At 58.2% G+C, this 12,542-nt stretch carries 10 protein-coding genes; 6 read left to right on the forward strand and 4 right to left on the reverse strand.

The features are described 5' to 3' along the window. Nucleotides 1–84: 84 nt before the first annotated feature. From AB3X96_RS32090 to AB3X96_RS32100, 3 genes are read right to left on the reverse strand one after another with little or no spacing between them, the layout of a single operon-like run. Nucleotides 85–294, reverse strand: a complete 210-nt coding sequence (locus AB3X96_RS32090; protein WP_176111811.1) for a hypothetical protein — start codon at nt 292–294, stop codon at nt 85–87. 16 nt (nt 295–310) lie between these two features. After that, the gene (locus AB3X96_RS32095; protein WP_368592809.1) at nt 311–2,188 is read right to left on the reverse strand and encodes an extracellular solute-binding protein; all 1,878 of its coding nucleotides are present in this window, start codon (nt 2,186–2,188) and stop codon (nt 311–313) included. Nucleotides 2,189–2,196: 8 nt separating this feature from the next. Then, nucleotides 2,197–2,406: a hypothetical protein gene (locus AB3X96_RS32100; RefSeq protein WP_368592907.1), complete on the reverse strand. Its 210-nt coding sequence runs from the start codon at nt 2,404–2,406 to the stop codon at nt 2,197–2,199. Nucleotides 2,407–2,767: 361 nt separating this feature from the next. Between AB3X96_RS32100 and AB3X96_RS32105 the strand changes: the two genes are divergently transcribed. From AB3X96_RS32105 to AB3X96_RS32130, 6 genes are all read left to right on the forward strand, one after another. Continuing rightward, nucleotides 2,768–4,108, forward strand: a complete 1,341-nt coding sequence (locus tag AB3X96_RS32105; protein WP_368592810.1) for a TolC family outer membrane protein — start codon at nt 2,768–2,770, stop codon at nt 4,106–4,108. Between the two features lie 2 nt (nt 4,109–4,110). After that, nucleotides 4,111–5,877: a type I secretion system permease/ATPase gene (locus tag AB3X96_RS32110; protein ID WP_368592811.1), complete on the forward strand. Its 1,767-nt coding sequence runs from the start codon at nt 4,111–4,113 to the stop codon at nt 5,875–5,877. Further along, a complete protein-coding gene (locus AB3X96_RS32115; RefSeq protein ID WP_368592812.1) occupies nt 5,874–7,253 on the forward strand; it encodes an HlyD family type I secretion periplasmic adaptor subunit in 1,380 nt (459 codons plus the stop codon). Before AB3X96_RS32110 ends, AB3X96_RS32115 begins: the two co-directional genes overlap by 4 nt. A gap of 13 nt (nt 7,254–7,266) precedes the next feature. Continuing rightward, the gene (locus AB3X96_RS32120; protein WP_368592813.1) at nt 7,267–8,010 is read left to right on the forward strand and encodes a hypothetical protein; all 744 of its coding nucleotides are present in this window, start codon (nt 7,267–7,269) and stop codon (nt 8,008–8,010) included. 18 nt (nt 8,011–8,028) lie between these two features. Beyond that, nucleotides 8,029–10,800: a hypothetical protein gene (locus AB3X96_RS32125; RefSeq protein ID WP_368592814.1), complete on the forward strand. Its 2,772-nt coding sequence runs from the start codon at nt 8,029–8,031 to the stop codon at nt 10,798–10,800. A 168-nt stretch (nt 10,801–10,968) separates the two neighbouring features. Continuing rightward, on the forward strand, nt 10,969–11,112 hold the full coding sequence (locus AB3X96_RS32130) for a hypothetical protein (protein WP_368592815.1): 144 nt from the start codon (nt 10,969–10,971) through the stop codon (nt 11,110–11,112). 97 nt (nt 11,113–11,209) lie between these two features. On the opposite strand, the gene AB3X96_RS32135 is transcribed toward AB3X96_RS32130, so the two are convergent. Further along, entirely contained in the window at nt 11,210–12,535 is a 1,326-nt protein-coding gene (locus tag AB3X96_RS32135) for an MFS transporter (RefSeq protein ID WP_368592816.1), read from the reverse strand. Between the last annotated feature and the right edge of the window lie 7 nt (nt 12,536–12,542).

A 12,542-nucleotide genomic window follows, 5' to 3' on the forward strand; every position in this document is an offset into this window, starting at 1 on the left:
CTCCGTACCCCAACCATTTTGAAGTACTTCGTGCGAGGATGGACGTTTACCCTGGTTTAGAAGAGCCCTCCTGGATCGCCTGATTCAATGGCCGTGCCAATGGCCTCCATGGCCACCCCAGTAGCCGCCAATGCCGATGCCGAGGCTCACGGACGGCGGTGCGACGTAGTACCCGGGCGCATAGCCATAAGCGGGCGCTGGCTCGTACCCATAGCCATAGCTGGGCGGCGGCGGGGCGACGACGCAGCCCGCGAGGCCGACCGATACGGTGATTGCAAAGAGTAGTCTGCTCATGATCGTTGTCCTCCAATCATGGAGGTCGTGCAAGATTCGGTCCAGCCGCCTTCTGCCACCACGTCGACAGAACCCATTCGTCGGCGGAGAAGTAAAGCGGCAGCATCGCCGGATAGGCGAGGCTGTTTCGGTACGCGATGCGATGAACCGCGGAATACCAGTGCGGGATCACGTAGTAGCCGTTCATCAACACCCGGTCGAGCGCGTGGGTCGCATCGACGAGCTGCTCATCCGTTTGCGCGCCCAGCACCTTGCGCAGGATCGCGTCGATGGCCGGCGACTTCACGCCGGCGAGATTGTCGGAGCCGGGCTCGTCCGCGTACTGGCTGCCGAAACGCGATAACTGCTCGGTGCCTGGCACCTGCACGTCGGGCAGGCGCACGGTCGTCATGTCGAAGTCGAACGCGTCGATGCGCTTTTGAATCAGTGCGAAATCGGCGGTGCGAAAGTTCATCGTGATGCCGAGCTTGTGCAGATTGCGGCCGAACGCAGCGGCGACCGGTTCCATCGACACGCTGCCGCCCGTGTCGCCGAGCAGCTCGAAGACGAATGGCTGACCGTTCGCGTTGCGCAGCGCGCCGTCGCGATACGTCCAGCCCGCTTGGGCCAGCAGCTCGCGCGCCTTGATCAGGTTGGCGCGCAGCGATCCCGGTGGATCGGTGTTGGGCTGTTGCGGCATATCGCCGAACACGGCGGGATCGAGTTCCTGGCGCAATGGCGCGAGAATCGCGAGTTCGCCTTCGCTGGGTTTGCCCCTGGCCTGCAGGTCCGTGTTGACGAAGAAGCTGTCGGTTCGCTTGTACTGATCGTAGAAAAGCTGCCGGTTGAGCCACTCGAAGTCGAACGCGAGATCGAGCGCCTCGCGCACGCGCACGTCCTGAAAGAGCGGCCGCCGCAGGTTGATAAAAAAGCCCTGCATGCCGACGCCATTGTGATGAGGAAACTCGCGCTTGATCAGCTCGCCGCTGTCGAAGCGCTTGCCGATATCGCGCCGCACCCAGCTTTGCGCGGTGTGTTCGACGAGCACGTCGTACTCGCCCGCCTTGAACGCTTCGAGTTGCGCGACCGCGTCGGCATACAGCTTGTAGTCGATTCGTGCGAAGTTGTGCGTGCCCACGCGGACCGGTAGCGATGCGCCCCAGTAGTTCGGGTTGCGCTCGTAGCTGATGGTTCGGCCGTTGTCGTATCGGTCGATCAGATAATCGCCGCTTGCGATCGGCTTCTCGAACGCGAGCTGGTCGAAAGGAATCCGCGTGCCGTCCGGCCGCATGCCCCACTTGTGCGAAAACACCGGAATTCCGCCGGCGAGCAGCGGCATTTCGCGTGTCGCGACCTTGAAATCGAAGCGAATCGTGAGCCGATCGATCACCACCGCGCGCGCAATCTGCCCGAAGTACACCGCGAACTGCGGCAGCGCCTGCGGACTTTTCAGCGTGTCGAACGAGAACTTGACGTCCGCTGCGGTGACCGGATCGCCGTTCGAGAAGCGCGCCTTCGGATTGATGTGGAAGGTTGTCGACAGGCCGTCCCTGGCGACGTCGATGTCGTCGGCGAGCAGGCAGTACGCGCTCGCCACTTCGTCGGCGCTGCCGGTCGTCAGGCTTTCGAACATCAGTCCCAGTCCCGGTGCGGGATTGCCTCGCAGCGTAAAAGGGTTGAATTTATCGAAGCTCGTCAGCCGGTTCGGATTCGCGAGCACGAGCGTGCCGTCGCGGGGTGCGTCGGGATTGACGTAGTCGAAGTGTTTGAAATCGGCGGGATATTTGGGCTCGCCGTATTGCGCGATCGCGTAGACCGCGCAAGCGGGATCGGCACTCCATAGCGCCGATCCGCTCAGCACGAGCGCGAGCAGCAAGCGCCAGCTGTTGGACGAGCGGTTCGTCGGGATGGTCATGGAATTCCTCACGCCGTGGCGGTATTCGCACCAGTGTATCCACACGGTAGGCGATCGCGCTGCGCGCATCGGCCGCCCGCGCCCGTCACGACGTCTTTTGGCGCGCAGACCGGCTTGCCGTTCTCGAACGTCACGTACGAGACCACGTAACCGCTCAACGGCGAACGGTCCCAACTGCCGTGCTCGCCGATGAACGCGCCGGCGGGATACGTCCGCATTAGCCATGCCTGAACGCTTCACTTGACTGGTGGTCTGCGTGGTCTGCGCGGTTGGGCATGGCCGGAGCTGAGATTGGATACACCCGTTGGCAGCGTCGTCGCGAACGATAGACGCTCACCCGACGGAATAGCGGACGTTAATCACGGATCACCTCGCGCAGCACATGACGCGTGGGCGCGTCATGGACAAAGCACTGACCGGTGAAATCGTCCATCGGACCTATCCGATTTTCGAAATCCGTTGTCATTTCGCATTCAATTGACACTACCTAATAATCTCAAAGGGCTTTCTGGCATATCTTCGACAGCCCGAAAGCTTATTGGTAGAAGAGAGTACGGCCGAATGAGGCGAGTATTAGTTATGGTTCTGGTTTGTGTGTTCAATGCCGGTCGTGCCGCAGACCTCACGTCACTCACCGATTCCGCTTTGGCGAACGACGCAAAGCTCAAAAGTGCGGAAGCTACCTGGCATGCAGAGATCGAAAAGGAACCTCAGGGGCTCGCCGGGCTTCTTCCTCAGGTCACTCTTCAGCAATCAAACTATCGCAATGGCGTGAGAGTGCCCGGGATGAGCTATCCCGGCTATTCAACGAACGGGTTCACGCTTTCCCTGACTCAGCCGGTTTTCAGATGGGATGCATGGGAAACGTATCAACAGGGCAAGCTGTCGGTCATCGAAGCAAATCTGGCATTGGCGCAGGCAAAGCAGGACCTGCTCTTGCGCGTTTCACAAGCCTACTTCGCAGCCCTTGGTGCGCAGGACGATGTCGAGCTGTCCCGCAAACACAGGGAGGCCGTTGCAGAACAGCTGGCGCTTGCAACGCGCCGGTTTTCACTGGGTGACGCTACTGTCGTGGACGTCAATGAGGCACAGGCCGGTTTTGATTCTGCGCAGGCTGACGAGATCGCCACACACAGCCAGCTCGATGAAAAATATGCCGCCCTGCGGAAGATCGTAGGAAGCCCTGTCACGCGGGTTGATGGCATGCGGGACGGTTTTAATATTCCCCCTGTTGATCCGCCCGATGCCGAACCATGGATCGATGCCGCGGCTGACGCTAATTATCATGTCCGCCAGAGGCAGGTTGCACTCGAAATTGCCGAACGTGAGCGCTCGAAGGCACGCGCGGGCGACTACCCGTCCATTTCTCTCGTCGGAAACGTGAATCACGGCAATGCCGCATACGTCAATGGGCAATCGAACTTCAATACGGGCGGCAATCGCGGGACATCGAGTGCACTTGGCATCCAGATGACCATACCGCTCACTGACGGACTGATGACCCGAAGTCGGGTGCGCGAGGCCGCTGCGCTGAGGGAGAAGGCCGAACACGATCTCGACGATGCGCGGCGCAGCGCCGAACTCGAAGCGCATGAGGCCTGGCTAGGAGTGACGCGGGGGCTGGCGAAGATCGATGCACTGAAGACCGCAGTGAAGTCCGCGGCCATTGCTCTCAGATCAAACCAGACCGGTTACCGCGTGGGCGTCCGCGTGAACGCCGACGTGCTATCGGCCCAAGACAAGCTTTACAGCGCGCGGCGCGATCTCGCCAAAGCGCGTCAGCAGACTTTGGTTCAGGGCCTGCGTCTGAAGGCAAGTGCGGCGCGTCTTGAGCGCACCGACATTGAATCCCTGAATGCGCTGCTCGCGAGCAACAGCGATGCAGGACAGCCTGCACAGAACTCAAACGCAGGGGAGTGAGAATGTATCTACTGATCAGGCGCCATCTGGTTCTGGCGAGTGGATTTGGTGTCATCTCGAATCTTCTGGTGCTCACCCCGACGATCTATCTTCTGCAGGTGTATGACCGCGTACTGCCGAGCCGCAGCATTGAGACGCTGTTGATGCTGATGGCCTTTATGGCTATCACGCTAGCGATGATGCTGCTGGTCGACGTGGTGCGCGGCCGCATTCTGGCGGATCTCGGCCTGCAACTCTGCGCCCGGCTGGACCGGCTCGCGCTGCTGGCGCGGCTTGATGCCAGCGCGCGGCAACGTCAGTCGTCCACGGTCGCGACCCAGACGGACATCAACACATTGCGCGGCTTTCTCTCAGGGCCGGGGGTTGTTGCATTTCTTGATGCGCCCTGGCTCGTCATCTACCTGATCATCATCTGCCTGTTTCATTGGGTACTGTGTCTGATCGCCGCGATCAGCGGAATCGTACTGTTCGCACTGGCCCTACTCAACGACCGGGTGATCGCGAAGAACATCGGCACTTACACGGACAAGCAGCGTGAATGCGACCTCGCCTACAGCCAGATTGTCCGGAATGCTGAGGTCGTAACGGTGCTTGGCATGGCGGAAAAAATCGTGTGCGCCTGGGATATCCGCAAGCGCGAATACATCGAGGCACAGCAGCAGGTGGCAGACAGCAGCGCGTTCTACAGGAACGTGACGAAGGTTTCGCGGCAGGCGATTCAGGTCATCATGATGGCTGCCGGCGCATGGCTCGTGATCAACGAACACGCAACGCCCGGTGTCATGCTCGCTACCACTATCCTGCTGGGCAAAGCGCTAGCGCCCATCGAACAGATGATCGGAAGCTGGAAGCAGTTCGGCGAACTCCGTCAGGCGTGGGGGCGACTCAATGAACTTCTCAAACCCTCCTCTGAACACGACACTATCGCGTTGCCAGCCCCGGCTGGGGCTTTGTGTATTGAGCGAGTGACATTCAGTGTTCCGTCCCGGGTGCCAGGGCAGGCCGGTCGGCTTCTATTGCGCGATGTGCAGTTCTCCCTCGGTGCCGGTGAGACGCTGGTGATCGTCGGTCCCAGTGCGTCGGGAAAATCGACCCTCCTGCGGGTAATCGCCGGCCTGTGGCGTCCTCAGGTCGGGGCGGTACGGCTCGATGGCGCGGATGTCTCGCAGTGGCCACGAGACAGACTCGGTCAGTACCTGGGATACGTGCCCCAGGATGTCGAGCTTTTCGCCGGCACGGTCGCGGAGAATATTGGAAGAACTGCACGGCCTTTGCAGCTAGATTCCGATTCGATAGTGCGTGCCGCGAAGCGCGCGGGGGCGCACGAGATGATTCTCGGTCTGCCCAACGGCTACGACACGCAGATCGGGGAGTCAGGCGAAACGCTCTCTGGTGGACAACGGCAGCGCATCTCACTCGCGCGAGCGTTATACGGAGACCCGAAGCTGCTGCTTCTGGATGAGCCAAACGCCAATCTCGACAGCGATGGCGAAGAAACGCTCGATGCAGCCCTGAGGCAGATCAGGGCGGACGGAGTCACGGTCATCGCGGTCACGCATCGACCAGCATTGATGGCGATTGCCGACCGGGTGCTAATGATGAGGTCTGGTCAGGTCGAGCGTTTCGGAACACGCAATGAGTTCGCGACGAAAACCAGCCAGAACACAGCTGACGAAATTGGCGTACCGCCTACACCCGCAATCCGGTCTTCATCCATCGCGCCTGCGATGTCGAAAGCTTTGGACCCCGCAGTGAGAACCCTGTTGTGAAAGCATCAAACCTTGTTGCAAATGCTGTCGAAAAAACAAAGCGATGGTTACAGTCGACTGAAGACAACCAGGCAGACTGCCTGCCATTGCCACGAAAGCTCATCGTGAATGGATGCCTGGGTATCGCACTAGGCATTGCCGCGGTAGGAGGTTGGGCGGCACTTGCACCGCTCTCGGGCGCAGTTATCGCCGAAGGTGTCGTACAGACCGACGGCGAGCGCAAGACCGTCCAGCATCAGGAAGGTGGCATCGTGAAAGAAATCCTGGTCAACGACGGTGATGCAGTCAAAGCTGGACAAACCCTGCTTGTTCTGGACAACGTGCGACCCGGCGCTGCGCTGGCAGCCCTGGAGGTCCAACTCGACGCCGAAGAAGCGAAAATCGCGCGCCTGACCGCCGAGCGGGACCTGAAAAAGGCCCCGGTTTTCCCGGAACGATTGACGGACCAGCGCGACGACGCGCGTGTGGCGGAATTGCTGCGGCATGAAAGGGCGCTGTTCACCGCCCGCAAGCGGGCGTTGTTCGATCAGTTGTCCCTCCTGCAGATGGAACTGGGACAGACCCGACAGGAGATTGCACTCAGTCAGCAGGTGGTGACTACGGCAAGTCGTGGACATGCGCTCTCAGAGCAGCAGTTGAACACCAACGAGCAACTGCTGAAAGAAGGGTTTGTGGCCGAAACGAAGGTGGTGGACTTACGACGTGCCGAGGCGGAGTCGCTCTCCCGCGTCCATTCGGGCTCGGCCGAACTGGTGCGCGCTAATCAGAAGCGGACTGACATCGAACTGAAGATTACCAGCCTGAAAAACGATTATTCGAAAGCTGCCAGCGACGAACTGAAGGAAGCGACCAGCAAGGCATTCCAACTCGCCGACCAGATCCGTCCAGCGAAGGATCTGAGCACGCGTACCCAGATTACGGCGCCGGTTGCGGGCGTCATTGTCGGGCTGAATGTGCATACGGTCGGCGCTGTAATTGGGCCGCGCGAGTCGATCGTCGATATCGTCCCGGAAAATACGCCACTGGTGATCGAAGTGAAAATCAAGCCGGACCACATCCGGGAGATTGCGCTGCAGAGTGCGGCCGACGTGCGGCTCACTGCCTATAACTCACGCATAACGCCGATTCTTGAAGGCAAGGTCATTTATATCGCTGCCGATACGCTCGTGGACAAGGATACCCGCCAGCCTTTCTACACCGCGCGCATTGAGGTATCTCCTGCAGCACTCCGGAAAGCAAACAGCATTGCAAAAAAAGAAGTCGTACTAGGTCCCGGTTTGCACGCGGAGGTATTCATTCAGACGTATGCGCGCTCGGCGCTGGATTACCTGCTTGAGCCGATGAAGGATGGTATCCGGAAATCCATGCGGGATTAATTGAGAAAAAGTTATGAGCAAGACACTGATTACGTTTCTCGTCGCATTCAGCTTGGGCACGGCTGGATGTTCCAGAGTAGAACCGGCAAAGCCACCAATGCCCGGTATGGGCACCATCCATGGCGTGCGAATGGTGATTCCGGCCGAATACAAGTTCTTTGGAGTGGAGTACGAGGGCGACGATATCTGGGCGCGACCGCCGAAGCGCCATGCCCCGGGGCCGGATGTACCGATCCGTTCTTTCTCGATCATGTTGCATCTGCCGGACTTCGCGCCGCTGAATGATTCAAACCGTGACAGTTGGAATGGCCGGAAAGGCCACGATGCCAAGAGGAATGAATGGACTCAGGTGGACATACATCCGATCCAGGGGGTCTGGAAAGATGCCGGAAAGTGGTTTTCGGATTTTTATATTACAGGGCATATGGAGGGCAAGCTTGAGCAGCAATTTGAACGCGACTCTCATTTCAATAAAGAGCCGATGTTGGTTCATGGCCTCGTCAACGAAAGAATTGTCGGTCCTGATTATTCAATAGTCAGCATTCGTCACGTCGAGATTTTTTATGACCCGAACCGATCCACGACGTTCATCGTCTGTGGAACAGGGGCCGGGGGGGCAAATTATTGCCATCAAACTTTCCTGGTTCCGGAGCTTGGGGTTCTCGTTGACGCCGTTTATGCAAAAAGTAATCTTAAATATTGGGGGGATATCCAGAAAAATCTGACCCGGATTGTTATTTCATTCAAACAAAACTAAAAACAGGAAACTTTCTTCATGCCAAACGCAATCTCCCTCGCCACGCTTAGTAGCCTCGACGCCCAGCTCAAATCTGGGGATGTCACGGGCGTCTATAACTACCTTAAATTTCAAGGCTATAGCTACGCAGGTCTTGCTCAGGGTGTGAACCTTGACAATACTGTAAGTGGTTCCACCGCAATAGAATTCCTCGGTCTCTCTGGATCCCAGACGGGCCACCCGGTCAACAGTGCGGAACTAGCATCAATTAAATTTGAGTTGGCCGCTGCATATGTGGATGCTCTGATCAGCCAGGCAAAGGATTCGGGAAATGGATTGGCAACACAGGATGTGAACTCCGATCAGGCTTGGGATATCCACAACCGGGTGTTCGAGAAACACGGCCTTAGCGATGACGTATGGACTCTAAATACACCATTTGCACTATTGAACGACGTCGACCGCGAGGCACTCTGGCAGCAAATCCTGCAATCGGATGGAAGCGTCGTTGGCGACGCCAAGGCGGCCTTCTCGCTTTTCGAGGCGGTGACGAAGGCGAATATCGCGTACGTGCAGGCCGGTAATTTCGATAAGGTAGAAGAGATCGCCAACTGGGCAATGCGAATCGAAGCTCCGGCCACTGTTGGCGCGGCTGTCGGCACGGCGCTCAAGCTACTCCTGGATAGCGTGACCGGCGATCTGGTGCACTATGACATCAATTTCGGCGATATCAGCAATCAGCAGGAGTTCAAAAATGCTACGTCGGAAGCGATTGCAAAGACTGTATTTCCCGATCTTCCGGTGGCGGGCGTTTCGGATGGAACGGCAGAGCAACAGGCGGCAAACCAGTATGCGCTGAAAGTCGCGCTTGAAGTTTTCTTCGGCTCCCAGGTCGATGAGGTCTCGATCGTGTCCAATCATGGTGGTGCCATCATTTCCGGGGACGGAAAGCAGGTCATCGTGACGACTCAGGGTGTACAGGTCACCGTGACGGATCAGTCCGGCAATGTGCAGACATCGGTGTATGACATGCACGGCTCCCTGACCTCGCAGGTGACCGTCACCGGCAGCGGAGTCTCGGAAAGAATCCTCGTCAATGGGCAACTGACGCAGCAGAGCGACTATTCCAACGATCTCACGTCCGTCATCCATACGATCAACGCCGACAAGACACAGAGTGCGATGGTGTATGACGCCACGGGAACAGCGATCTCGAATACATTCTTTGACGTAAGCGGGAACAAGACGACTGCGTACATTTTCCGCTCCGATGGATCGACAAGCCGGCAATATGACTTTGAGCTGGATGGCAGCATCCTTCAGCATGACTTCAATCTCGATGGCTCACAGAGTTTGGCGTTGTTTGGGCCGAATGGGATCATCTCCGAGTATGCCGCGTACGATGCGAGTGGATTCCTGATTCAGGACATCTTCTACACCAACGGCCAAAAGACGCAGCAGTACGACTTCCGCCCTGATCATAGCTACGTCGAGTATGAATTTCATGTGGACGGCACTCGGGTTGCGGGGGTTTTTGATCAAAACGGCCAACTCACCGAATACGCGGTGTTCGCCGCCAACGGCTTCAAGACGCGGGACCTGTTTTTCACGAACGGGACGGAGACCACGCGTTACGACTTCGTGGAGGGTGGCAACACCACCAAGTATGAGTTCCATGTGGACGGCACGCAGAATGTCTCCCTATTCGGCCCGAATGGCCAGCTGACCGAATACGCGACGTTCGCCGCTAACGGCTTCAAGACACAGGACCGGTATTTCACGAACGCGACGGAGACCACGCGTTACGACTTCGTGGAGGGTGGCAACACCACCAAGTATGAGTTCCATGTGGACGGCTCACAGAATGTCTCGCTGTTCGGCCCGAACGGCCAGCTCACCGAATACGCAACGTTCGCGGCCAACGGCTTCAAGACACAGGACCGGTATTTCACGAACGCGATGGAGACCACGCGTTACGACTTCGTGGAGGGTGGCAACACCACCAAGTACGAGTTCCATGTGGACGGCACGCAGAATGTCTCCCTGTTCGGCCCGAACGGCCAGCTCACCGAGTACGCGACGTTCGCCGCCAACGGCTTCAAGACACAGGACCGGTATTTCACGAACGCGACGGAGACCACGCGTTACGACTTCGTCGAGGGTGGCAACACCACCAAGTATGAGTTCCATGTGGACGGCACGCAGAATGTCTCCCTGTTCGGCCCCAATGGCCAGCTCACCGAGTACGCGACGTTCGCCGCCAACGGCTCCAAGACGCAGGACCGGTTTTTCACGAACGGCCATCTGACGCAGGAAAATGACTTCCTGAGCAACGGCAACATCATTGTCCATATGATCAACGGCGACAATTCGGAAACGGCGACGCTATATGGCGCGAACGGAATGCAACAGGAGCTCGCAAAGTACGATTCCAGTGGGAGACTGTACCAGGACTTCCAGTGGGATTCGTCCGGTCACATCACGCAGCAGATCAATTTCAACGCTGACGGAGGCCGCACCGTCTATCAGTTCCACGCCGACAATAGTTACGATGCGTATCTGTTTAACTCGGCCTTGCAGGAAACAGAATTTGACTCGTTCAATGCACTTGGGAATCTGACGGGGTTCTACAAGTACAGCTATAACAATGACGGCAGCTACTGGTCAACTCAGTACGACGCGACCGGCCATGCGATCGGAAAGTCGGAATACTCGTCATCCGGGCAATGGCTTCAGAACGGCGGCATCTACATCCCTGGCAATGGTGGTTCATTTCCGATCGGGAATCTGATGTTCAGCGGCCAGATCTAAAGCGGCAGCAGTAGTCCCGTACCAGCCGTCGATGAAGGCCGAAGTATCATCGCGCAGGAACAAAGCTGGGATGTGAGTCTGAAATCCGTCGTATGACACGATGGGTTTTCTCACTCCCAAGCGCGCGTCGACTGTGATGGTTACCTGGAGAACGGGGCGCAGATTGAGATGCCCCCGCTCGCCACGTACTACTACGATCTGACGGGCAACCTCGTGGGCCTGAAGGATGCGAACGGGCATCTGAGCACGCAGCAGCGGAAATGCGGTCTCGCGCAACCCGCCGTGTCGAAGTCGTTGGTATGCGCTGGGTAATCGCGAGCGCACGTACCAGGACATCGATGGCCGCATCGTCAAGAGGATCAGCGCGGTAGGTCGAACGGTGCAGTATGACTACCGCTGGGCGAGCATTTTAACGCCGCCCCGCCTCGGCTTTAACATCAACCATCAACGCAACCCCGCTAACCACAAGCAGACCCGCAAGCAGATAGATGGCGACATCCATACTCCCCGTCATCGTACGTATCTGCCCGATCACCCACGGGCTGACGATGCCGCTGGTGATGCCAATGCTGCTAATGAACGCAATGCCAGACGCAGCCGCTTTGCCAGATAGATAGCTGGTAGGAACCGCCCAGAAGATCGGCAGCGCCGCGAAAATCAACACGGCAGCCAGCGACAAAATCGCCAGCATCGCAGCAAAGCTGCTCAGGTGCAGCGTAAGCGCCGCAAGCGCGAGCCCCCCGCCCACCGTGCAGAAAGCAAAATGCCTGCGCCGTTCCCCGGTCCGATCCGACCGGCGCGCAATCAGAATCAGACCCACCGCGCCGATCGCATTCGGCACCACCGTATAAAGACTCACCGCGACCACATCCTGGACGCCGAAATCACGAATCATCAACGGCATCCAGAAGTTGAGTGTCAGCGATGCACAGGTCAGCGAAAAATAGATGAACGCGAACAAATAGACGCGCGGATTGAGCAACGCCGCAGCGAAGCTGCGACCGTGATGCCCACTGTCTTTCGCCTGACCTTGCGCGCAAAGCACGACGAGCCGGTCCTTTTCTGCCTGCGTGAGCCAACTCGCGCCGTGAGGCTTGTCGACCAGATAGCGCCACGACAGCAATCCGAGAATCACAGCCGGTGCGCCTTCGATCGCAAACATCCACTGCCATCCGAACAGCTTCAGCACGCCGCCCATGTCGCGCATGATCCAGCCGGAGAAAAGTCCCCCGAGCACGCCCGCGACCGCCACGCCCGCGAAAAACACCGAGATTACGGCGGCGCGCCGGCTGGCCGGAAACCAGTACGTCAGATACAGCACGATGCCCGGGAAAAAGCCCGCCTCGAACACGCCCAGCATGAAGCGCAGAACGTAAAAGTGCGCGGGCTTCGACACGAACATCATGCACATCGACGCGATGCCCCACAGCAGCATGATCCGCATGAAGGTCTTACGCGCACCGTATTTGGCCAACAGGATGTTGCTCGGCACCTCGCACAAAACATAGCCGACATAGAACACGGCTGCGCCGAGTCCATACATCGCGTCGCTGAAGCCGAGATCATGCTTCATCTGCAATTGCGCGAAGCCGATGTTGATCCGGTCCAGAAACGACACGACGTAGCAAAGAAACAGAAACGGCACGATGCGCCACGCGACCTTTCTGAACATCGAATCGTCGCTCGCGACGGACGCGGCGTGGCCAATGGCGTTGCCATCGAGGGAATGCTGCATGTCTCGC

The organism is Paraburkholderia sp. BR13439, from assembly GCF_040948805.1.
GTDB classification, from domain to species: Bacteria; Pseudomonadota; Gammaproteobacteria; order Burkholderiales; family Burkholderiaceae; genus Paraburkholderia; species Paraburkholderia youngii.